The 22,561-nt window shown below is 72.5% G+C and carries 17 protein-coding genes, 1 pseudogene and 1 riboswitch; of the genes and pseudogenes, 6 read left to right on the forward strand and 12 right to left on the reverse strand.

The window, feature by feature from the left end; translation table 11 throughout:
* Positions 1-43: 43 nt before the first annotated feature.
* The 3 genes from ACFV46_RS32505 (at position 44) to sepH (ending at position 4,040) form a co-directional block, all read left to right on the forward strand.
* Entirely contained in the window at positions 44-1,282 is a 1,239-nt protein-coding gene (locus ACFV46_RS32505; protein ID WP_385500829.1) for an MFS transporter, read from the forward strand.
* Positions 1,242-2,561 (forward strand): D-arabinono-1,4-lactone oxidase, encoded by a 1,320-nt coding sequence (locus ACFV46_RS32510; RefSeq protein ID WP_385500830.1) that lies wholly within the window; start codon positions 1,242-1,244, stop codon positions 2,559-2,561. Before ACFV46_RS32505 ends, ACFV46_RS32510 begins: the two co-directional genes overlap by 41 nt.
* 426 nt (positions 2,562-2,987) lie before the next feature.
* Positions 2,988-4,040 carry a septation protein SepH gene (gene sepH, locus ACFV46_RS32515; RefSeq protein ID WP_361927547.1) on the forward strand — a complete coding sequence of 351 codons (1,053 nt, stop codon included), beginning with the start codon at positions 2,988-2,990 and terminating at the stop codon, positions 4,038-4,040.
* A gap of 85 nt (positions 4,041-4,125) precedes the next feature.
* On the opposite strand, the gene ACFV46_RS32520 is transcribed toward sepH, so the two are convergent.
* Positions 4,126-4,977 carry a sulfurtransferase gene (locus ACFV46_RS32520; RefSeq protein ID WP_376729040.1) on the reverse strand — a complete coding sequence of 284 codons (852 nt, stop codon included), beginning with the start codon at positions 4,975-4,977 and terminating at the stop codon, positions 4,126-4,128.
* Positions 4,978-5,268: 291 nt separating this feature from the next.
* Between ACFV46_RS32520 and ACFV46_RS32525 the strand changes: the two genes are divergently transcribed.
* Positions 5,269-6,090 (forward strand): VOC family protein, encoded by an 822-nt coding sequence (locus ACFV46_RS32525; RefSeq protein ID WP_385500831.1) that lies wholly within the window; start codon positions 5,269-5,271, stop codon positions 6,088-6,090.
* Positions 6,091-6,195: 105 nt separating this feature from the next.
* Here the strand turns inward: ACFV46_RS32525 and ACFV46_RS32530 are convergent, their stop codons facing one another.
* The 6 genes and pseudogenes from ACFV46_RS32530 to ACFV46_RS32555 all read right to left on the reverse strand — a co-directional run bounded on the left by ACFV46_RS32530 (position 6,196) and on the right by ACFV46_RS32555 (position 12,862).
* Complete coding sequence (locus tag ACFV46_RS32530) at positions 6,196-6,651, reverse strand: VOC family protein (RefSeq protein WP_385500832.1); 456 nt, start codon at positions 6,649-6,651, stop codon at positions 6,196-6,198.
* Between the two features lie 55 nt (positions 6,652-6,706).
* Positions 6,707-6,898 (reverse strand): annotated as a pseudogene (locus tag ACFV46_RS32535) (winged helix-turn-helix transcriptional regulator); the annotation flags it as partial.
* Between the two features lie 588 nt (positions 6,899-7,486).
* Positions 7,487-8,134, reverse strand: coding sequence for a thymidine kinase (locus ACFV46_RS32540; RefSeq protein WP_361927532.1), 648 nt, complete (start codon positions 8,132-8,134; stop codon positions 7,487-7,489).
* A 49-nt stretch (positions 8,135-8,183) separates the two neighbouring features.
* Positions 8,184-9,377: a nucleotide pyrophosphatase/phosphodiesterase family protein gene (locus ACFV46_RS32545; protein WP_361927529.1), complete on the reverse strand. Its 1,194-nt coding sequence runs from the start codon at positions 9,375-9,377 to the stop codon at positions 8,184-8,186.
* A complete protein-coding gene (locus ACFV46_RS32550; protein ID WP_055622092.1) occupies positions 9,377-9,964 on the reverse strand; it encodes a DUF5998 family protein in 588 nt (195 codons plus the stop codon). The genes ACFV46_RS32545 and ACFV46_RS32550 overlap by 1 nt, the downstream gene beginning before the upstream one ends.
* A gap of 51 nt (positions 9,965-10,015) precedes the next feature.
* Positions 10,016-12,862, reverse strand: a complete 2,847-nt coding sequence (locus tag ACFV46_RS32555) for a GNAT family N-acetyltransferase (protein ID WP_385500833.1) — start codon at positions 12,860-12,862, stop codon at positions 10,016-10,018.
* 166 nt (positions 12,863-13,028) lie between these two features.
* Between ACFV46_RS32555 and ACFV46_RS32560 the strand changes: the two genes are divergently transcribed.
* Positions 13,029-13,310: an HPr family phosphocarrier protein gene (locus ACFV46_RS32560; protein WP_029382363.1), complete on the forward strand. Its 282-nt coding sequence runs from the start codon at positions 13,029-13,031 to the stop codon at positions 13,308-13,310.
* 191 nt (positions 13,311-13,501) lie between these two features.
* Here ACFV46_RS32560 and ACFV46_RS32565 read toward each other — a convergent pair whose 3' ends face one another.
* The 4 genes from ACFV46_RS32565 to ACFV46_RS32580 all read right to left on the reverse strand — a co-directional run bounded on the left by ACFV46_RS32565 (position 13,502) and on the right by ACFV46_RS32580 (position 18,295).
* Positions 13,502-14,197 (reverse strand): GntR family transcriptional regulator, encoded by a 696-nt coding sequence (locus ACFV46_RS32565; RefSeq protein WP_376729049.1) that lies wholly within the window; start codon positions 14,195-14,197, stop codon positions 13,502-13,504.
* Positions 14,198-14,403: 206 nt separating this feature from the next.
* Positions 14,404-15,189: a M23 family metallopeptidase gene (locus tag ACFV46_RS32570; protein ID WP_361927520.1), complete on the reverse strand. Its 786-nt coding sequence runs from the start codon at positions 15,187-15,189 to the stop codon at positions 14,404-14,406.
* A gap of 12 nt (positions 15,190-15,201) precedes the next feature.
* Positions 15,202-15,365: riboswitch (cyclic di-AMP (ydaO/yuaA leader) on the reverse strand.
* A 201-nt stretch (positions 15,366-15,566) separates the two neighbouring features.
* Positions 15,567-16,955, reverse strand: coding sequence for a pitrilysin family protein (locus tag ACFV46_RS32575; RefSeq protein WP_361927517.1), 1,389 nt, complete (start codon positions 16,953-16,955; stop codon positions 15,567-15,569).
* Positions 16,952-18,295, reverse strand: a complete 1,344-nt coding sequence (locus ACFV46_RS32580) for a pitrilysin family protein (RefSeq protein WP_361927514.1) — start codon at positions 18,293-18,295, stop codon at positions 16,952-16,954. Before ACFV46_RS32580 ends, ACFV46_RS32575 begins: the two co-directional genes overlap by 4 nt.
* A 516-nt stretch (positions 18,296-18,811) precedes the next feature.
* Here ACFV46_RS32580 and ACFV46_RS32585 point away from each other — a divergent pair.
* Positions 18,812-21,268: a DNA topoisomerase IV subunit A gene (locus ACFV46_RS32585; protein ID WP_361927511.1), complete on the forward strand. Its 2,457-nt coding sequence runs from the start codon at positions 18,812-18,814 to the stop codon at positions 21,266-21,268.
* Between the two features lie 33 nt (positions 21,269-21,301).
* On the opposite strand, the gene ACFV46_RS32590 is transcribed toward ACFV46_RS32585, so the two are convergent.
* On the reverse strand, positions 21,302-22,393 hold the full coding sequence (locus ACFV46_RS32590) for a CobW family GTP-binding protein (RefSeq protein WP_385500834.1): 1,092 nt from the start codon (positions 22,391-22,393) through the stop codon (positions 21,302-21,304).
* Positions 22,394-22,561 lie beyond the last annotated feature (168 nt).

The following is a 22,561-nucleotide window of genomic DNA, read 5'->3' on the forward strand; positions in this document are numbered from 1 at the left end:
GCCGCCGCTGTGCGCTGCTGCTCCCGCCCGCCCGGAGTCCGCCGTGCCGAGCCCCTATCGCGCCCTGTTCGCCGCTCCCGGCAGCAAGCGCTTCACCACCGCGGGTCTCCTCGGGCGGATGCCGCTGTCGATGATGGGCATCGGCGTGGTGACGATGGTGTCGCAGCTGACCGGGCGCTACGGCCTGGCCGGCGCCCTGTCGGCGACCATCGCGCTCTCCGCCGCCGTGGCCGGACCCCAGGTCTCCCGGCTGGTCGACCGGCACGGGCAGCGGCGCGTGCTGCGCCCGGCCACGCTGCTCGCGCTCGCCGCCGCCGCCCTGCTGCTGGTCGCCGCCCACTTCGCGTGGCCGGACTGGGTGCTGTTCGCGGCCTGCGTCGGCATCGGCTGCGTGCCCAGCGTCGGGGCGATGGTCCGGGCGCGCTGGGCCGCGCTGTACGGGGGCACGGAGAAGCTGCACACCGCGTACTCGTTCGAGTCGGTGATCGACGAGGTGTGCTTCATCTTCGGGCCGATCCTCTCCATCGGCCTCTCCACGGCATGGTTCCCGGAGGCCGGGCCGCTGCTGGCCGCCTGCTTCCTGGCGGCCGGCGTCTTCTGGCTGACCGCGCAGCGCGCCACCGAGCCCGCCCCGCACCCCCGGCAGCGCCAGGGCGGCCGCACCGCTCTCTCCGCGCCGGGACTCCAGGTGCTCGTGGCCACCTTCGTGGCGACGGGCGCGATCTTCGGCGCCGTCGACGTGGTCACCGTCGCCTTCGCCGAGGAGCAGGGGCACAAGGGCGCGGCGAGCGTGGTGCTCGCGCTGTACGCGGCCGGTTCCTGCGCGGCGGGCCTCGTCTTCGGGCTGCTGCGGTTCGCGGGGGCGCCCGAACCTCGCTGGCTGCTGGGCATATGCGCGATGGCCGTGAGTATGATCCCCCTCCTACTGGTCGGGAACCTGCCGTTTCTGGCCGTGGCGCTGTTCGTCGCCGGCATGGCCGTCGCTCCCACGATGATCACGACCATGTCGCTGATCGAGCAGCACGTACCACGCGCGCAACTGACCGAGGGCATGACCTGGGTGAGCACCGGGCTCGCGGTCGGGGTCGCGCTCGGCTCGTCCGTGGCCGGCTGGGTGATCGACGCGGCCGGAGCGGACGCCGGGTACGTGGTCCCGGCGGTGTCCGGGGCCGCCGCGGTCGCGGTCGGTTTCCTGGGGTACCGCCGGCTCAGCAGGCCGGCGCCACGTCGGGGAGGCACCGTTGGGCAGCACGGCGAGCGCGAAGAACGGCACGTGGCGTAACTGGGGCGGCAATGTGGCGGCGCGCCCCGCGCGGGAGGTCTCTCCGGCGTCGGTGGAGGAGCTGGCCGGGGCGATACGCCGGGCCGCCGAGGACGGCCTGAAGGTGAAGGCGGTCGGCAGCGGCCACTCCTTCACGTCCATCGCGGCCACCGACGGCGTGCTGGTCCGCCCGCAGCTGCTGACCGGCATCCGGAGCATCGATCGCGAGGCCATGACCGTCACGGTGGAGGCCGGCACCCCGCTGAAGCGGCTGAACAGGGCGCTGGCGCGCGAGGGTCTGTCCCTGACCAACATGGGCGACATCATGGAGCAGACGGTCTCCGGCGCCACCAGCACCGGCACCCACGGCACCGGCCGCGAGTCCGGTTCGATCGCCGCCCAGATCAAGGGCCTGGAGCTGGTCACGGCGGACGGCTCGGTCCTCAGCTGCTCCGCCCAGGAGAACCCCGAGGTCTTCGCGGCGGCCCGGATCGGCCTCGGCGCGCTCGGGATCGTCACCGCGATCACGTTCGCAGTCGAGCCGGTCTTCCTCCTCCAGGCCCGCGAGGAACCGATGCCGTTCGACCGGGTGCTCGCCGAGTTCGACGAACTGTGGGCCGAGAACGAGCATTTCGAGTTCTACTGGTTCCCCCACACCGGCAACACCAACACCAAGCGCAACAACCGCAGCGCGGGACCCGAGCAGCCGGTGTCCCGGCTGAAGGGCTGGTTCGAGGACGAGTTCCTCTCCAACGGCGTCTTCCAGGTGGCCCAGTGGACCGGCCGCGCGGCACCCGCCGCGATCCCGGCGATCGCCCGGATCTCCAGCACGGCGCTGTCGGCGCGGACGTACACGGACATTCCCTACAAGGTCTTCACATCGCCGCGCCGGGTCCGCTTCGTGGAGATGGAGTACGCCGTCCCGCGCGCCGCCGTCGTGGACACGCTGCGCGAACTGAAGGCCATGGTCGACGGGTCGGGGCTGCGGATCAGCTTCCCCGTCGAGGTGCGCACGGCCCCCGCCGACGACATCACGCTGTCCACCGCGTCCGGCCGCGACAGCGCGTACATCGCGGTCCACATGGCCAAGGGCACGCCGTACCAGCGGTACTTCACCGCCGCCGAGCGCATCTTCACCGGGCACGAGGGGCGCCCGCACTGGGGCAAGGTGCACACCCGGGACGCCGAGTACCTCGCGAAGGTCTACCCGCGCTTCGGCGAGTTCACCGCGCTGCGGGACCGCCTGGACCCGGACCGCCTCTTCCAGAACGGCTACCTGCGCCGGGTGTTGGGGGCCTGACCGGGGGCACCCGCACGCACGGAAACCATTCGCTCCGTTTCTGCGCATCGCGTGAAGTGCGCCACGTCCATGATCCTCGAAGGGCTCAACGGACGGCCGGGTCACGCTTCTTGCCAGAACTTGGGCGGCGTGCCAATCCACGCACGTGGCCCAAATGGAGTACTGTTGCGAGCCCTGGGTCCGGTCTCCCGCCTGGGCGTCCGTGGCCACCAAGGACCGCCGGGAGGGGGCTAGTTGCACAGGGTGACGGAGTTCGTCACTTAGCGTTGCGAATAGGTAACCGTGCCATAACGGCGATCCAGGGCCCTGGCCCGACACGCCGGGCAACTCGGCAAGGTTGTGGCAGGCTGCACCCGGGCAGGCCACACTCGACTAGCGGAAGCAGCGACGCACGTGACGTCGGCAGGCACCACCCGGGAGGTCCCCATGCCCGAACTGCGTGTCGTGGCCGTCTCCAATGACGGCACACGGCTGGTGCTGAAGGCTGCCGACGCGACGGAGTACACCCTTCCGATCGACGAACGCCTGCGCGCCGCCGTGCGCGGCGACCGTCCCCGCCTCGGCCAGATCGAGATCGAGGTGGAGAGCCATCTCCGCCCCCGCGACATCCAGGCGCGTATACGAGCCGGTGCGACCGCGGAAGAGGTCGCCCAGCTCGCCGGCATCCCCGTCGACCGTGTCCGGCGCTTCGAGGGCCCCGTGCTCGCCGAACGCGCCTTCATGGCCGAACGCGCCCGCAAGACCCCGGTCCGCCGCCCCGGTGAGAACGCGGCGGGGCCCCAGCTCGGCGAGGCCGTCCAGGAGCGGCTGCTGCTGCGCGGCGCCGACAAGGACACCGTGCAGTGGGACTCCTGGCGCCGCGACGACGGCACCTGGGAAGTGCTGCTGGTCTACATGGTGGCGGGCGAACCGCACTCGGCGAGCTGGACGTACGACCCGCCGCGGCGGCTCGTCCAGGCCGTCGACGACGAGGCGCGCTCGCTGATCGGCGAGTCCGACGACCTCGCCGCGCCCGAGCCGAGCTTCCCGTTCGTGCCGCGGATCGCCCGGCTGCCGCGTGAGCGTGCGGAGCGCTCGATGGACCGCGCGTTGGACCGTGCGCTGGAGCGGCCGAGCCTGCCCGCGCAGGCGTCCGAGCCGGCCGAGGAGATGACGGAGGAACGGGACTCGCTGACCAGCCTGCTGGAGGCGGTGCCGAGCTTCCGCGGCGACCTGGTGGTCCCGGAGCGGCCCACCGAGCCCGACCCCGAGGAGCCCGTGGTCGAGCCGGACGCCGAGGAGCCGCCGGCGCCCGCCGCGTCGGCCGGGTCCGCGTACGCGGACGTCCTCATGCCGCGCTCCGTCGGCAGCCACCGCGACCGGCTCATCGGCGCCACGGACCGTCAGGCCGAGGCGGACGGTGTCCGCCCGGGCCGCCGTGCCGCCGTGCCGAGCTGGGACGAGATCGTGTTCGGCACGCGGAGGAAGAAGCAGGAGTAGCGGGCGGGCGGGACTCGTTCACTCGTCGAACGTCTTTGTGTGAGGGCCGCGTCGGACGGGACGCGGCCCTCACTCGTGCGGGTCGCTACTGCGGGTCGGGGCCCACCGCCACCGGCCGCGCGGGGTCCGCCGACCACTCCGACCACGAACCCACGTACAGGGCCGCCGGAACGCCGGCCACCGCGAGCGCCAGCGCCTCGTGGGCCGCCGACACGCCCGAGCCGCAGTACACACCGACCTCGGTTCCCTCGACGGCGCCCAGTTCCTTGAAACGGGCGGCGAGTTCACCGGCGGGCAGGAAACGGCCGTCCGGGCCCACGTTCTCGTTCGTCGGCGCCGACACCGCACCCGGGATGTGCCCGCCGACCGGGTCGATCGGCTCGACCTCACCGCGGTACCGCTCCCCCGCCCGCGCGTCCAGCAGCACGCCCGACCGCGCGAGCGCCGCGGCGCCGTCCGCGTCGAGCAGCCCCGTCGCCGACGGGACCGGCTCGAAGTCGCCCTCCGCCGGGGCCGGTACGGCCGTCTCCAGCGGTCCCTCCCACGCGGGAAGCCCGCCGTCCAGGACCCGGACGTCGGGGTGCCCGGTCCAGCGCAGGAGCCACCAGGCACGGGCCGCCGCCCAGCCCTGCCCGCCGTCGTACACCACCACGGGACGTGTCGAGGACACGCCCGCCCGCCGCATCGCCCGGCCGAACACGGCCAGGTCCGGCAGCGGATGACGGCCGCGCGGGCCCGGCTCGGACGCCAACTCCCGGTCCAGGTCGACGTAGACCGCACCGGGAATGTGCCCGGCCGCGTGCGCCGCGCGGCCGTCGAACGGCGGTTCACCGGACGCCGTGGCGAGCGTCAACTGCCAGCGGACGTCGAGCAGCACCGGCGGGGCGTCGCCCGTCAGCGCGGTGGCCAGTTCTGATGCGGAGATGATGGCGTTCATGCTCCCCATCCTCGCGCACAGGGTGGCCGCGACGGCTCACGCCGGTTAATCTGCCCGCCGGACAGGCCCGATCACGAGGCGTATGGGATCGGGCACAAGGTGTACAGCCGATCGGGATCCGTCGTCCGTCGCACGGGAACGGGCGGTATCGCACACAGGCGTCCACGTCCGCCGGCCGCCGTGCGGCGGCGCGCCCGTCTCCCGCGTGGCCACGGTGGTGCGAGCATCGGCACGGGGGTCCGGACAGCGGAAGCGACACGGCCGGCGCCAGCGGCCGAGGAGAGAGTGACGATGACCGAGGCACGGGGGTCGGCCGGCCCGCACGGCGCGACGCACGCCCGGCACGCACCCGGCACACCCTGCTGGGTGAGCCTGATGGTGCACGCACCGGACGCCACCCAGGAGTTCTACGGAGCCTTGTTCGGCTGGGAGTTCCAGCCCGGCCCCCGGCAACTCGGACCCTATGTGCGTGCGCTGCTCGACGGGCGCGAGGTGGCCGGAATCGGCCAACTGCCGCCCGACCTCCATCTCCCTGTCGCCTGGACGCCGTACCTCGCCTCGCGGGACGTCGACGCGACCGCCGAGACGGTACGGCTGTGCGGCGGCACGGTCGGGGTGGGGCCGCTGGACGCCGGGGAAGCCGGCCGTATGGCGATCTGCTCCGACCCCGCGGGCGCCGTCTTCGGCATCTGGCAGGCCGCCGCCCACCTCGGCAGGGCCGTCTCCGGCGTGTCCGGCACCCCCGCCTGGAACGAACTGCGGACCTTCGAGTCCGAGAACATCGCCAAGTTCTACGCCACGGTGTTCGGTTACGAGGAGGAGATGACCGGCGGCGACGGAGTCGACCACGTCACCCTGCGCGTCGACGGCCGTCCCGTCGCGGACGTCCACGGCCTCGGCAGCGCGCTCCCCCGGGACCGGGGCCCCCACTGGCTGACGTACTTCACCGTGCCGGACACCGACGCGGCGGTGGACCGGGTCGTCGCACTCGGGGGGCGGTCACTGATCGCGTCCCACGAGACCGAGCACGGGCGGGTCGCGACGGTGGCCGACCCGGAGGGGGCGCGGTTCGCGCTGGTGAGCAAGTCCGGCCCCGCCAACGGAGCGTGGTGAGGGCGGGGCCGGGCCGGGGGCGGGCGGCAGGTCGCGGACGCCGCGGATGCCGACGTACTGGAAGACGACGGTGAAGACGCCGAGGATCGGGGCCATGACGACCTCTCAGACGACGTCGAACTCGTTGCCCTCGGGGTCCTGCATGGCGACGGCGTAGAACCCGGCGTCCGGCTCGTCCTTGATCCGCAGCACGGTGGCGCCGGCCTTGCCCAGCCGCTCCACCGTGTCCTTGACCCGCTGGGTGCGGACGCCCAGCGGGACGTCACGGCCCCCGCCGGCCTTCAGGTCGAAGTGCCACCGGTTCTTGACGACCTTCGCCTCCGGGACCTGCTGGAACCAGACCCTCGGCCCCCGCCCCGCCGGATGGACGATCGACTCCGGAACGTCCCCGGCACCGTCCGGCAGTTCCTCCTCGGGCACACCCATGGCAGCCCAGTACGCACGCCAGGTCGCGTGCCCGTCCGGCGGCGGCTCCGGCACATAGCCCAGGGCCTCGGACCAGAAGGCCACCATCCGCTGCGGATCGGAACAGTCGATCGTCAACTGCACGGTCATCTCCATGCCGGGAGGATGGCAGGAGGGTCTGACAACGGGCCGTCGCCCCAGGTGGGTGCGCCTAGGCCGAAGGCGCCTCAGCACGGCTGTCGTAGGTGGCGCGGGCGGCCTCGATGTCGTTCAGGTAGCGGGTGCTCCACTCCAGCAGGGGTGCCGTGGCCTCGCGCAGGGTGGCTCCCATCGGGGTGAGCTCGTAACTGACGTGCGGGGGCATGACGTTGTGGACCGTGCGGGTGAGGATGCCGTCGCGTTCCGTGTGAACGGGAGGTAGAGCCGGGTGCGCTCGGTGAGCTGGATAGTTGCAGTCTGGCCGGTGACGGAAGTGTCGGCCACCTCCACATCGACCTGCGCTTTGGTATAGCCGCCGTCGACTTCCTGGTACCGCTGTCCCTTCTGCACCAGTGCGGCGAGATCATCCTGCACCTGCGCGGTCATGGAGCGCGTGGCACGGACGTGGGCAGTCGCGGCTCTGGCCGTCGGACGAGTCGTCGTCAGCATGTCGGCCCGCTGCTGCAGATAGCCTTCGGCAAGTCGAGTGAGAGCGATGGAGTCGGTGTTCGCCGCCGAAGCCGCTGCCGGAGAGGCAGGCTGGGCGTTCGCCGGGGTGCCGGTGAGCACAAGCATCGCCGCCGTGGCCGAAGTCGCGGCTCCGACGAGTACACGTCTGTGATGCGCCATGCGCATGAAACCCCCTTGATCACGGCTGACTGGTCGGGTCAGCCTGCAGATCAAGAGGGTCCAGCCGAGCGCTGGGTTCCTACTGGCGCGTTCCAGACCCCGGAATGTCTGATTGCTGGTCAGTGAAGGGGCTGCTTGTGGCCGGCCGGCAAGACAGACGCCTTCAGGTGGCCGTGACCGGCAGTACGTCCGGTGACAGGGCCGCCGCCCGGGCCGTCGCCGCCGTCATGCGGCGGCGGTGGTGGCGGCGGCACAGGACCTCGTAGCCGATCGTGTCGGACTGGTCGACGTCTCCGACGACGACCTGGGCGCCCTCGACGACCATCTCGCCGCCTATCGTGCGGGCGTTGTGGGTGGCGCGGGCGCCGCACCAGCACAGGGCCTCGACCTGCAGGACCTCGACGCGGTCGGCCAGTTCCACCAGGCGCTGGGAGCCGGGGAAGAGCTTGGTGCGGAAGTCGGTGGTGATGCCGAAGGCGAAGACGTCGAGGCTCAGCTCGTCGACGACGCGGGCGAGTTGGTCGATCTGTTCCGGGGCGAGGAACTGCGCCTCGTCGGCGATGACGTAGTCGGCGCGGCCGCCCCGGGAGAGGTGGTCGACCACATAGGCGTACAGGTCGGCGCCGTCCTCGACCTCCACCGCGTCGGTGACCAGCCCGAGCCGGGAGGACAGCTTGCCCTCGCCCGCGCGGTCGTCGCGCGTGAAGATGATGCCGGCCAGGCCGCGCGCGGACCGGTTGTGCTCGATCTGGAGAGCCAGCGTCGACTTCCCGCAGTCCATGGTTCCGGAGAAGAACACCAGCTCGGGCATGGGGGGTCGAGCGCCTTTCGGAGAGGGGAAGCGGAGAGGACGAGGAGCGTCAGGAGCGTACTTCGAGCAACGGGACCAGCTGCTCGGCGGGGGTCATCGAGCCGTGGTTGCCGACCATGGCCGACTCCTTCGGTTCCCGTTCGGTCGCGATGATCAGGACGTCGTCCCGCGCGGCCGCGATCACGTCACCGAGGCGGCCGTACACCCGCTCGTCGATGTGCGGGCCGAACCAGCCCGCCTCGATCGCCTCGTCCCGGGACGCCACCCAGAACTGCTCGCCCAGCACCTCGCGCCAGCAGGTCAGGACGTCCTGCGCGGCACCGGGCACCGCGTACACGTGCCGGGCGCGGCCCTCGCCGCCCAGCAGGGCGACCCCGGCGCGCAGCTCCCAGTCCTCGTCGAAGTCGATGCGGTGCTCCTCGTCGAAGGGCACGTCGATCATGCCGTGGTCGGCGGTGACGTAGAGCGCGGTGCGCGGCGGGAGCTGTTCGGCCAGGCGCTGGACGAGCCGGTCGACGTACATCAGCTGCCCGCGCCAGGTGTCGGAGTCGACGCCGTAGCGGTGCCCGGCGCCGTCGAGTTCGGCGTAGTACGTGTAGACGAGGGCGCGGTCGCCCGCCGCGAGCTGCTCGGCGGCCAGGTCGACGCGCTCCTCGCCGGCCAGCCGCCCGAGGAAGCTGCCGCCGCTGAGGGCGACCTTGGTGAGCGGGGTGTTCTCGAAGGTGGGGGACGAGACCTGCGCGGCGTGCACCCCCGCGCGGTGGGCCAGCTCGAAGACGGTGGGGTACGGCTGCCAGACGTGCGGCGGGGTCCACGGGTTCCAGCGGAGCTGGTTCATCAGTTCGCCGGTGTCGGGGTTGCGCACGGTGTAGCCGGGCAGGCCGTGCGCGCCGGGCGGCCGGCCGGTGCCGACGGAGGCGAGGGAGGTCGCCGTGGTGGCCGGGAAGCCCGCGGTGATGGGGTGCCCGCTGCCGCCGCGGGAGCCGGCGAGGAGCGACGTCATGAACGGCGCCTCGTCGGGGTGCGCCCGGAGCTGCTCCCAGCCGAGGCCGTCGATCAGGAACACGCAGTTGCGGTCGGCGGCGGACAGCTCGGTGATCGCGGCCGTCATGTCGGGTACGCCCATGCCCGCGGCCAGCGTGGGCAGCAGGTCGGCGAGGGATCCGCCGCCGTACTGGGGGACGGGGGCGGAGGCGACGGCGAGGGGTTCCGGGTGGGCGTCCCAGGCGGCGGTCTGGACCATCAGCGGGCGACGTCCGCGGTCGCCTCGGAGAGGGACTGGGCGAAGAGGAGGGCCTGGCGGACGGTCTCCGGGCCGTCACCGGCCTCGCTGACGCGCAGGCTGAGGTCGTCCGCCGTCGAGCTGCCCGTGTAGCCGTGGTCGGCCTCGCAGTTGGGGTCGCCGCAGGCGGCGGGCTCCAGGTCGATGCGGGAGACGGCGCCCCAGCCGATGGTGAGGACGATCTCGCGGGGCAGGGTGCCCGGGGTGTACTGCTCCGGGTTGGCGACGACGCGGCTGACGACGACCGACGAGATCCGGCCGAGCTTGACCGACTCGGTGGACGTCGTGGCGTACGGCGTCGGGGAGGTGCTGTCGGCGGCCTGCTCGTCGGTGTGGCTGACGATGAAGCGGTTGTGCGTGAGGACCAGCACGGTCACGTGCCGGCGCACCTCGTTCTGGTCGAACGTCGTCTCCTGGTGGACCAGGTACGACCGGATGGGCTCGCCGCCCACGGCGGCCTCCACCGCCTCGGCCACGAGGGCCGGGTAGTAGCCGCTGCGCTCGATCGCCGCACGCAGCCCCTGGGTCGTCGTACTGGTCTTGGCCATGACGCCATCCTACGGGGGTGCACCGACTGCGAGGCACCGGTCACCGTCGTCTCAGTAGGCAGGCAGGGTCCGGGGCCCGAGGTCGTCGCGGGCGGGCGGCGGGGCCAGGCGCACGGAGGCCCCGAGCACGCTCAGGCCGTGCGCGGCGACGACCACCGGCTCCAGGGTGACGGCGACGACCTCGGGGTGGTCGTGGACCAGACGTGACACCCGCAGCAGCAGCTCCTCCAAGGCAGGGGTGTCCACGGGTGCGGAGCCCCGCCAGCCGAACAGCAGCGGGGCGGTGCGGATGGCGCGGACGAGCGAGGCGGCGTCGCGGTCGGTGACCGGGACCAGGCGGTGCGCCATGTCCCCGAGCAGCTGGGAGGCGGCGCCGGCGAGCCCGAAGGACAGCACGGCGCCGGCCGCCGGGTCGATCACGGCCCGTACGACGGTGTCCACACCGCGTGGCGCCATGCGCTGCACGACCGGCCTCAGCTCCTCCGGCTTGCCGAACAGCTCGGCCAACTCGGTGTACGCCCGCCGCAGTTGCTCCTCGTCCGCGAGGTCGAGGCGGACTCCGCCGAGGTCGGCGCGGTGCCGCAGATGGGGCGCGGTGGCCTTGAGGGCGACGGGGTAGCCGAGCGCCTCGGCGGCTCCCACGGCCGCGTCGGCGGTGGGGGCGTGCAGGGCGCGGTGCACGTGGACGCCGTACATGCCGAGCAGCTCGCAGGTGTCGTCGGTGTCGAGTGTGAGTCCCTGGCCACGCGCGAGCAGCCGGTCGATCAGCCTCGCGGCGCCCTTCTCGTCGATGTCGTCGTACTCGGGGACGCGGCCCGGCTCGGCGGCCTCGCGCCGCCACTGGGCGTACTTGACGGCCTCGCCGAGCGCGCGGACGGCCCGTTCGGCGGCCGGGTAGGCGGGGATCAGGCGGGGTGGGCCGCCGGGGTCGCCGTCCGGTCCGGACTGCGGTTCCTCTGGGAAGTCCAGGGGGCGGACGGGGTGCGGGCGGGGCACGGTGCCGCGGGGCGTGATGCCGGTCCGGGGCGCGGTGCTGGCCGCCGCCGACAGGGCCTCGGCCAGTCCGCCCAGCTCCACGTGGACCACCAGGACCGGCTTGCCCGGCACCCGCTCGGCCGCCGACCGCAGGGCTTCGGCGAGCTCGGCGTCCCCGGTGGAGGCGTCGCCGATCGCCGGGATCGCGGTGACGACGACGGCGTCGCAGGTGTCGTCGGCGAGCGCGTGCGACAGGGCGGCGTGGAAGTCGGCGGCCGACGCCTGGGTCGTCAGGTCGAGCGGCGGCAGGGGCCGCAGGCCCTCGGCGAGGCAGGCGTCGTAGGTGAGCAGGCCGAGCGACTCCGAGTTGCCGAGGATCGCCACGCGGGGTCCGGCGGGCAGCGGCTGGCGGGCCAGCAGCAGGCCCGCGTCGACCAGCTCGGTGATGGTGTCGACGCGGATGACGCCGGCCTGGCGCAGCAGCGCGGACACGGTGGCGTGGGGCAGCCGGGTGACGCGGACGGTGTGGCCCTGCGGGGCCGCGCCGCCGTGCCGGGCGCCCTGGACCACGACCAGGGGCTTGGCCGCCGCCGTGCGCCGGGCGAGGCGGGTGAACTTGCGGGGGTTGCCGATGGACTCCAGGTACATGAGGGCGACGTCGGTGTCGGGGTCGTCGTACCAGTACTGGAGGACGTCGTTGCCGCTGACGTCGGCGCGGTTGCCGGAGGAGACGAACGTGGACACGCCGGTGACTCCGGTGACGCCGCCGCCGCGGCGGTGCAGCCGGGACAGCAGCGCGATGCCGATGGCGCCGGACTGCGCGAACAGCCCGATCCGGCCCGGGCGGGGCATCTCGGGAGCGAGGGAGGCGTTGAGGCGGACGTCCTGGGAGGTGTTGACGACGCCGAAGGCGTTGGGGCCGATGATCCGCATGCCGTAGCTGCGCGCCTGCCGTACGAGGGCGCGCTGCCGCTCGCGTCCCTCGGGGCCGCTCTCGGCGTATCCGGCGGCGAGGACGACCAGTCCCTGGACGCCGTGCGCGCCGCACTCGGCGACGACCTCGGGCACGTGCTCGGCGGGGACGGCGACGACCGCGAGGTCGACCTGCTCCTCGATCTCGCGCACGGACCGGTGCGCGGGCACCCCGTCGATCTCCTCCAGGTCCTTCGGGAACGCCTTGTTCACCGCGTACACCCGGCCGGTGAACCCGGCGTCCGTGATGTTGCCGAGGACGCCGCGGCCGACGCCGCCGGGGGTGCGGCCGACTCCGACTACGGCGACGGAGCCGGGCACCAGGAGGCGCTGCACGGACCGGGCCTCGGCGCGCTGCTCGCGCGCGTACTGCACGGCGAGCGAGCGGTCGGTGGGCTCCAGGTCGAACTCCAGGTGGACGACGCCGTCCTCGAAGCTGCGCTTCTGGGTGTACCCGGCGTCGGTGAACACCTTGATCATCTTGGTGTTGGCGGGCAGCACCTCGGCGGCGAACCGGCGTATGCCGCGCTCCCGGGCGACCGCCGCGATGTGCTCGAGCAGGGCGGAGGCGACGCCGCGTCCCTGGTGGGCGTCCTGGACGAGGAAGGCGACCTCGGCCTCGTCGGCGGGGGCGGACGCGGGCGCCCCGTCGGCGCCGATGCGGTCGTACCGCACGGTGGCGATGAAGTCGCCGCCGATCGTGGCCGCGAGTCCCACCCGGTCCACGAAGTCGTGGTGGGTGAAGCGGCGGACGTCCTTGGCGGACAGACGCGGGTAGGGCGCGAAGAAGCGGTAGTACTTCGACTCGTCCGACACCTGCTCGTAGAAGCTGACCAGGCGCTCGGCGTCGTCGACGGTGATGGGCCGGATGCGCGCGGTGCCGCCGTCGCGCAGCACCACGTCGGCTTCCCAGTGGGCGGGGTACACGTGCCGGTCCGAGGCGCTCTGCATGGGGCCAGGTTACGGCTCGCGTACGACACCGGCGCGAGGCAGGCTGTTCCCGACGTCCCGCGGGGTGCGGCGGTCGTCGAGGCAGGGGCGCCCGGGCCGTTCCGCCGGGCGCCCCCGATGTGTGAAACTGGTCTAGACAACCCTGAACACCGAAGGGCAGCAACACATGGCTGAGCGCCGCGTCAACGTCGGCTGGGCCGAGGGTCTCCACGCCCGCCCCGCCTCCATCTTCGTCCGGGCCGCCACGGCCACAGGCGTCCCGGTGACCATCGCCAAGGCCGACGGCAACCCCGTCAACGCGGCCTCGATGCTGGCGGTCCTGGGCCTGGGCGCCCAGGGCGGCGAGGAGATCGTCCTGGCCTCCGACGCCGAGGGTGCGGACGCCGCCCTCGACCGTCTGGCCAAGCTCGTCGCCGAGGGCCTCGAGGAACTGCCCGAGACGGTCTGAGCGGCCCGGGCGAGTCTCCCGCACGGCACCTTAAGCCGCGTCCGCCTTTCCGGCGGGCGCGGCTTCGCCTTTCCCGGCCGGGCTCGCGTGGAATTTCACGGCGTCGGCACCTGGATTACCCCGGACAGCCGGAAAAGGGCAGCGTGAATTCACTGCCCCAAAATTGCTCTTCTTTGTATACGGTGCCTGTGTTAATTCCGCAGGCTCGGCATGTTTACGGCATGTTGCGAATTCCTCACACGCTCCGCGCGGTCGCCCCGGGAGCCGAAGCGCAGCCGGTGCGCGGAGAGCCCGTGCTCGGTGTGCAGGGCGGTGAGCGCGCGGGCGCGTTCGCCGTCGCCGCGCGCCACCGCGTCCACGATCGCGCCGTGCTCCGCCCAGGACTCCACGGGGTCGGCGGACGCCTCCACGGCGTACATCCAGGCGATCTTGTGGCGCAGCTGGGTCAGCGTCGAGGTCAGGGCGGTACTGCCGGACGCCTGGGCCAGCGTCTCGTGGAACCAGCCGCCCAGCGAGCGCAGATCCTCGCTGTTGCCCCGCCTGGCCCGCTCCTGACCCAGCCTGACCAGGCCGCGCAGCACCTTCAGATGGGCCTCGGTGCGTCGCTGGGCGGCCCGGGCGGCGCCGAGCGGCTCCAGCAGCGTGCGCATCTCCAGGACGTCGGCCGCCTCCTGCTCGGTGGGCTCGGCCACGCACGCGCCCGCGTGCCGGCGGGTCACGACGAAGCCCTCCGCCTCCAGGGTGCGCAGCGCCTCGCGCACGGGGACACGGGAGACGCCGTACCGGCGGGCGAGGACTTCCTCCGTGAGCCGGCCGCCGCGCTCCAGGACACCGGCGACGATGTCGTCCCGGATCGCGGTGCACACCGAGTGCGCCGGAATACGCATGCCGACCTCCGCCTTAATGCCCGTGAAACGTCGACGAATGACGTGTGTTCAGCGACTCTATGGCAAGAAGCGTGAATTTCCGACGGCGGGCCGGAATCCATGGATATTTTTTGGACAGTCGTTGTCCAGAAAGACCGAAAGCCCCGGCTCGGAAGCCGGGGCCGCGGTAAGGCGGACGAAGACGCCGGAGGTCTCAGCCGGAGGTCTCAGAGGTCGACGCCGTGCGAGCGGAGGTAGGCCACCGGGTCGATGTCGGAGCCGTACTCGGCGGTGGTGCGCGCCTCGAAGTGCAGATGCGGTCCGGTGACGTTGCCGGTGGCGCCGGACAGGCCGATCTGCTGACCGGGGGTGACCGCCTGGCCCACCGAGACGCCGATCGACGACAGGTGCCCGTACTGGGTGTAGGTGCCGTCGTTCATCTTGATCACGACGTTGTTGCCGTAGGCCCCGCCCCAGCCGGCCTCGACGACGGTGCCGGCGCCGACCGCGTGGACCGAGGTGCCGCTGGCGGCGTGGAAGTCGATGCCGGTGTGGCTGCCGGAGGACCAGAGACCACCGCCCGACTGGTAGGAGGTGGACACGTACGACCCGGCGATCGGGGCGACGTAGGACAGCAGGCGCTTGCGCTCAGCCTCCCGCGCGGCGCGCTCCTTGGCCTCCCGCTCCTGCTTGGCCTTCTCGGCGGCCTTGTGGCGCGCGGCCTCCCGGGCGGCCTGCTCGAGGGCCGCGGCCTCGGCGGCGGCCCGCTCCTGGGCGGCGGCCTGCGCGTCGATCTGGGTGGCGATGGAGTCCTCGACGGCGACGACCGGGATGAGGCCGGTCTGCTCCGCTGCGGGCTCGGCGGCCAGCGCGGGGGCGGCGAGGGTGCCCACGACGCCGGTGGCGGTGAGGGCGGCGACACCGGCCGCACGGGCCGTGGTGCGCTCGAACCGGCCGGGCTTGCGGTGCTTCCCGGAGGGGCGGTTCTTCCCCGTGGCGCAACTGAACGCCATGTGGTGGCTGGTCCTTTCCTTCCCTCTCGCCTACCGGGTTAGCTGACGGGTTCGGAGCAGGAAGGTCTCCTACGGACCCCCTCGCGGCTGCGCGGGCGTCCGATTCACCCCAGGGACTGCGATGGGTCCCCGGCTCCCCTGGCTCGCGCCATGCGGGGACTCGGCGATGACTGTCCGGTGCCGCGGGCGCGGCGCACTGCCTGACGAACAGCCCGGATGACGCTAAGCGGGACAGTGTTCAATTCCCAAACGGAACGCGGCTTTTGTAGCGCATCCCACAGGGCAGACAGGCAACCTCCGCCCCAATTCGGGCATAAGGGAGCCCTGGTGACGTTGCCGTCACCAGGGCTCCCGCGCGCGCAGGGCCGGCCGGTGCTCTAGTCGGCCGTCACGACGGTGACTTCGCCGATGCCGAGGGCCTCGACGGGCTCCCGGATCGCCGAGGCGTCGCCGACGAGGACCGTGACGAGACGGTCCGCCGGGAAGGCGCTCACGACCGCGGCGGTGGCCTCGACGGTGCCGGTGGCGGCGAGCTGCTGGTACAGCGTCGCCTGGAAGTCGTCGGGGAGGTGCTGCTCGACCTGGTCGGCCAGCGTGCTCGCCACGGCGGCGGCCGTCTCGTACTTCAGCGGCGCCACCCCGACGAGGTTCTGCACGGCGAAGTCCCGCTCGGCGTCGGTGAGTCCGTCGGCGGCGATCCCGCGCAGGACGGTCCACAGGTCGTCCAGCGCGGGGCCGGTGTTGGGCGTGTCGACGGAGCCCGTGATGGCGAGCATCGAGGCGCCGGTGCCGTCCGGCGCGGAGCGCAGGACCTGACCGAACGCCCGCACGCCGTACGTGTAGCCCTTCTCCTCGCGCAGGACCTTGTCCAGACGGGAGGTGAGCGTGCCGCCGAGGCAGTACGTGCCGAGGACCTGCGCCGGCCACACGCGGTCGTGCCGGTCGGGGCCGACCCGGCCGATCAGCAGCTGCGTCTGCACGGCTCCGGGGCGGTCCACGATGACGACCCGGCCGGTGTCGTCCGCCGTGACCGGCGGGACGGGGCGGGGCTCGGCCTGCGAACCGGTCCAGGCGCCCAGGCTGTCGCCGAGCAGGGCGTCGAGGTCGACGCCGGTGAGATCGCCGACGACCACGACCGTGGAGGTCGCGGGGCGCACATGCCGCTCGAAGAAGGCGCGTACGGCCGCGGAGTCGATGCCGGCGACGGTCTCCTCGGTGCCCTGGCGCGGGCGGGACATGCGCGAGGACGCCGGGAACAGCTGCCGGGCCAGCTCCTTGGCGGCCCGCCGCGAGGGGTTCGCCAGCTCGTGCGGGATCTCGTCCAGGCGGTTGCGCACCAGGCGCTCCACCTCGGCGTCGGCGAACAGCGGGGCCCTGAGCGCGTCGGCGAGCAGGTCCAGCGCCTTAGGCAGCCGGGAGACCGGCACCTCCAGGCTGACGCGGACGCCGGGGTGGTCGGCGTAGGCGTCCAGGGTGGCACCGCAGCGCTCCAGCTCGGCGGCGTACTCCTCGGCGGTGTGCTTGTCGGTGCCCTCGGACAGGGCGCGCGCCATGATCGTGGCGATGCCGTCGAGGCCCTTGGGCTCGGCGTCGAGCGGGGTGTCGAGGAGGACCTCGACGGCGACGACCTGCTGGCCGGGGCGGTGGCAGCGCAGCACCGTCAGGCCGTTGTCCAGCGTGCCGCGCTCGGGGGCCGGGAACGCCCAGGGCCGGGGCGCGCCGGCCTGGGGCTGCGGGTGGAACTCCATACTGGCGAGCTCGGTCACTGCGCCGACTCCTCGTTCTCGTCGGTGGTCTCGTCGGCCTCGGCGGCGGTCGGCTCGTACACGAGCACCGCGCGGTTGTCGGGGCGCAGCCGGGCCTGGGCGACCGCCTGCACCTCCTCGGCGGTGACGTCGAGCACGCGCTGGACGGCGGTGAAGGCGAGCTGCGGGTCGCCGAACAGGACGGCGTACCGGCACAGTTCGTCCGCGCGGCCCGCGCAGGTGCCGAGCCGGTCCAGCCACTCGCGCTCCAGCTGGGCCTGCGCGCGCTCCATCTCCTCGGCGGTGGGGCCCTCCGCGGCGAAGCGGGCGAGCTCCTCGTCGACGGCCGCCTCGATGACGGGCACCTCGACGTCACCGGAGGTCTTCACGTCCAGCCAGCCCAGGGAGGGCGCGCCGGCCAGGCGCAGCAGGCCGAAGCCGGCCGCCACGGCCGTACGGTCGCGCCGCACGAGGCGGTTGTAGAGACGGGAAGATTCGCCGCCGCCGAGGACCGTCAGCGCCAGGTCGGCCGCGTCGCACTCGCGCGTGCCGTCGCTCGGCAGACGGTAGGCGGCCATCATCGCGCGCGCGGGGACGTTCTCCTCGACGACCTCGCGCAGCTCCTCGCCGATGACGTCGGGCAGCGAGCCGTCACGCGGGGGCTGCTTGCCGTCGTGGGACGGGATGGAGCCGAAGTACTTCTCGACCCAGGCCAGCGTCTGCTCCGGGTCGATGTCGCCGACGATGGACAGCACGGCGTTGTTCGGCGCGTAGTAGGTGCGGAAGAACGCGCGCGCGTCCTCCAGGCTCGCCGCGTCGAGGTCGGCCATGGAGCCGATCGGCGTGTGGTGGTAGGGGTGCCCGTCGGGGTACGACATCGCGGTCAGGCGCTCGAAGGCGGTGCCGTACGGGACGTTGTCGTAGCGCTGGCGCCGCTCGTTCTTCACGACGTCGCGCTGGTTCTCCAGGCCCTCCTCGTCGAGCGCCACCAGGAGGCTGCCCATGCGGTCGGCCTCCAGCCAGAGCGCGAGCTCCAGCTGGTGGGCGGGCATGGTCTCGAAGTAGTTGGTGCGCTCGAAGCTGGTGGTGCCGTTCGGTGAGCCGCCCGCGCCCTGGACGAGTTCGAAGTGGCCCGTGCCCTTCACGCTGTTCGACCCCTGGAACATCAGGTGCTCGAAGAGGTGGGCGAGTCCGGTACGGCCCTTGACCTCGTGGCGGGAGCCGACGTCGTACCAGAGGCAGACCGCGGCGACCGGCGTGAGGTGGTCCTCGGAGAGCACCACGCGCAGGCCGTTGGCCAGGCGGTGCTCGGTCGCGGTGAGGCCGCCGGATTGTGCCTCCGGTGTGGCCGTGTGACCCATGGGCGAGATGTCCTTCCGGTCGCGTGCGCTGCGTTGTGTCGAGCGGATCCTGCTCAGCTCCTGCCACTGTATGCAGCGTCCGGAGGCTCGGCGAAGTTCCCGGTGAGGACGCCGTGCCGGTCCGGCCCCGGCCGCGGCCTCCGGCGGCGCCCGCCCGGCCCCTGAGGGCCTGTTCTCCCGGCCTGACGGGGCGGTCGCGGCGCGGCCGGGCGGTCCGGGACCCGGGCCGCCGCCCGGCGGCTCGACCTGGCATGCTTCCCGTCGATCACCCCTGAGGGTGAACGGTCGCGCGGCACCGGCTTGCCGCCGGCGCCGTGCGCGGTCCCGAGCGGGCCGGCCGGTGTCCTTCGCGCCACCGCGGTCGCGGGAGAAGACCGGCGTCGGCGACACTTCACCTCGCCGGGCGGGAGCCCAACATCGGGTCCTGGTCGGTGGTTGTCAGTGCCGCGGTCCACAATGGTCCGCGTCAGACCCGTCACACGCTTGCGCCACAGCACACAGAAGGAGCCGGCAGCGATGGCCCGCCGCAGCACGAAGACCCCGCCGCCCGACGACTCGTTCGAGGAGCGGATCCTCGACATCGACGTCGTCGACGAGATGCAGGGCTCCTTCCTCGAGTACGCCTACTCGGTCATCTACTCGCGTGCCCTGCCGGACGCCCGTGACGGCCTGAAGCCGGTGCACCGCCGGATCGTGTACCAGATGAACGAGATGGGCCTGCGCCCCGACCGCGGCTATGTGAAGTGCGCCCGTGTCGTCGGCGAGGTCATGGGCAAGCTGCACCCGCACGGCGACGCGTCGATCTACGACGCGCTGGTGCGCATGGCACAGCCCTTCTCGATGCGCGTGCCGCTGGTGGACGGCCACGGCAACTTCGGCTCCCTGGGCAACGACGACCCGCCGGCCGCCATGCGGTACACCGAGTGCCGGCAGGCGCAGGCGACGAGCCTGATGACGGAGTCGATCGACGAGGACACGGTCGACTTCGCCCCGAACTACGACGGCCAGGAGCAGGAGCCGGTCGCCCTGCCGGCCGCCTTCCCGAACCTGCTGGTCAACGGCGCGTCCGGCATCGCCGTCGGCATGGCGACGAACATGCCGCCGCACAACCTCTCCGAGGTCATCGCGGCCGCTCGGCACCTGATCCGCCACCCCAACGCGGATCTGGACACGCTGATGAAGCACGTCCCCGGCCCCGACCTGCCGACCGGCGGCCGGATCGTCGGCCTCTCCGGCATCCGGGACGCCTACGCGACCGGCCGCGGCACCTTCAAGATCCGCGCGACGGTCGAGATCGAGACGGTCACCGCCCGCCGCAAGGGCCTCGTCGTCACCGAGCTGCCCTTCGCGGTGGGCCCGGAGAAGGTCATCGCGAAGATCAAGGACCTGGTCGGCTCGAAGAAGCTCCAGGGCATCGCGGACGTCAAGGACCTCACCGACCGCGAGCACGGGCTGCGGCTGGTCATCGAGATCAAGAACGGCTTCGTGCCGGAGGCGGTCCTGGAGCAGCTGTACAAGCTGACGCCCATGGAGGAGTCCTTCGGCATCAACAACGTCGCGCTGGTCGACGGGCAGCCCCTCACCCTGGGCCTGAAGGAGCTGCTGGAGGTCTACCTCGACCACCGCTTCGAGGTCGTACGGCGCCGCAGCGAGTTCCGGCGCGGCAAGCGGCGGGACCGGCTGCACCTGGTCGAGGGCCTGCTCACGGCGCTCATCGACATCGACGAGGTCATCCGCCTGATCCGCTCCAGCGAGAACGGCGCGCAGGCCAAGGAGCGCCTGATGGAGCGCTTCTCGCTGTCCGACGTGCAGACGCAGTACATCCTCGACACGCCGCTGCGCCGGCTCACCAAGTTCGACCGCATCGAGCTGGAGGCGGAGAAGGACCGGCTGGGCCGGGAGATCGAGGAACTGACCCGGATCCTGGAGTCGGACGCGGAGCTGCGCAAGCTGGTCTCCGCGGAACTGGCGGCGGTGGCGAAGAAGTTCGGCACCGAGCGGCGCACGGTCCTGCTGGAGTCGTCCGGCACCCAGGTGTCCGCCGTACCGCTGCAGGTCGCGGACGACCCGTGCCGGGTGCTGCTGTCCTCGACGGGTCTGCTGGCCCGCACGGCGAACGGCGACCCCTTCGCGGACGGCGGCGACGCCAAGCGGTCCAAGCACGACGTGATCGTCTCGGCGGTGCCGGCCACGGCACGCGGCGAGGTGGGCGCGGTGACGTCGGCGGGCCGGCTGCTGCGGATCAGCGTGGTCGATCTGCCGCAGCTCCCGGAGACCGCGTCGCGGCCCAACCTGGCGGGCGGCGCACCGCTGTCGGAGTTCCTCTCCCTGGACGACGGCGAGCGGGTGGTCTGCCTGACGACGCTCGACGAGTCCTCCCCCGGCCTGGCGCTGGGCACCGAGCAGGGCGTGGTCAAGCGGGTCGTGCCGGACTACCCGTCCAACAAGGAGGAGCTGGAGGTCATCACCCTGAAGGAGGGTGACCGCATCGTCGGCGCGGTCGAGCTGCGCACCGGCGAGGAGGACCTCGTCTTCATCACGGACGACGCCCAGCTGCTGCGTTACCAGGCGTCCCTGGTCCGCCCGCAGGGCCGTCCGGCGGGCGGTGTGACCGGCATCAAGCTCGCGGAGGGCGCGAAGGTCATCTCCTTCACGGCGGTGGACCCGGCGTCCGACGCGGTGGTCTTCACGGTCGCGGGCTCGCGCGGCACCCTGGACGACTCGGTCCAGACGACGGCCAAGATGACCCCGTTCGACCAGTACCCGCGCAAGGGCCGGGCCACGGGCGGCGTGCGCTGCCAGCGGTTCCTGAAGGGCGAGGACTGCCTGTCCCTGGCCTGGGCCGGAGCCGCCCCGGCACGGGCCGCCCAGAAGAACGGCACCCCGGCCGAGCTGCCCGAGATCGACCCGCGCCGGGACGGCTCGGGCGTGTCCCTGCCGAAGACGGTCGCGGTGGTGGCGGGGCCGTTCTAGGGCGTATCTCGGGAGACGAGGGAGGCCGCGCGCTCAGGCGGCCTCCTCCGGACCGGTGTCCGGCCCTTCGCTGCCGTCGTCCGGGTCCCGCACATAACGGAGGACGCCCCACATGCCGTGCTCGTCCGCGGTGTGCGGGGCGTCGCTCGTGCACGCCCGCAGGTCCTTCTCCAGGGCGGCCGTGTCGATGCCGGAGCCGATGAGGACGAGCTGGGTGCGGCGGGGCGCCCCGGCGGGCCAGCGCTCCGGGTAGAAGCGCAGGAACGGCCCGACGGCGTGCACGGCGTAGCGGTTCGCCGGGTCGTACGCCCCGAAGTCCACATGCCCCTTGATCCGGTACAGCCCCTCGGACCTGGCGTCGAGGAAGGCGATCAGCCGGCGCGGGTCCAGGGGGACGTCGGAGGTGAAGGACAGGCTGTCGTAGCCGGTGTGCAGATGCCCGTCGTGGTCCTCTCCGGCCTGGTCGTCGTGCTGGTGCAGATCGTCGAACGACAGCTGCCCGACGCGCTCCTCGCCCGGCCGGCAGTCGAAGAGGAACCCGGGGTCGATCCGGCCGTAGGTGGCGGGGACGACGGCGGCGTGTTCGGCCAGCTCACGCACGAGACCGAGCACGCGCTCGCGGTCCGCGGCCCGGTCGAGTTTGTTGACGACGGCGAGATCGGCGAGGGCGAGATGCCGGTCGATCTCGGGGTGCTTGGTCCGGGTGGCGTCGAACTCGGCGGCGTCGACGACCTCGACGAGCCCGCCGTACACGATGCCCGGCAGCTCGCTGGCGAGCAGCATCCGGACCAGTTCCTGCGGTTCGGCGAGGCCGCTGGCCTCGATGACGATGACGTCGATCCCGGTGCCGGGCCGGGCGAGCCGCTCCAGATAGCCGTCGAGCTCACTGGAGTCGACCGCGCAGCACAGGCAGCCGTTGCCCAGGGACACGGTGGAGTCGCCGAGCGCCCCGGCGACGGCGAGCGCGTCGATCTCGATGGCGCCGAAGTCGTTGACGATCGCGCCGATCCGGGTGCCTCCGCTGTGATGGAGGAGGTGGTTGAGCAGAGTCGTCTTGCCGGAACCGAGGAATCCGGCGAGGACGACGACCGGGATCTGGTGCTGGCCCTGGCTCGGCTGAGTCACCGTGCGACCTCTCTCACGCCGACGGGTGCACCGGCTCGTGGGCCGGCGCACGGATGAGGATTGAATGCCGGACCAGGATACGAGCGGTGAGAATCGCCGCGAAGTGAACGATTGTTAGCAGCACTTGCCGGGCAGACGTCTGGCATGGCGCAGGAGTGTGCGACCCTC

It is taken from the genome of Streptomyces sp. NPDC059852 (assembly GCF_042731455.1).
Classification (GTDB): domain Bacteria; phylum Actinomycetota; class Actinomycetes; order Streptomycetales; family Streptomycetaceae; genus Streptomyces.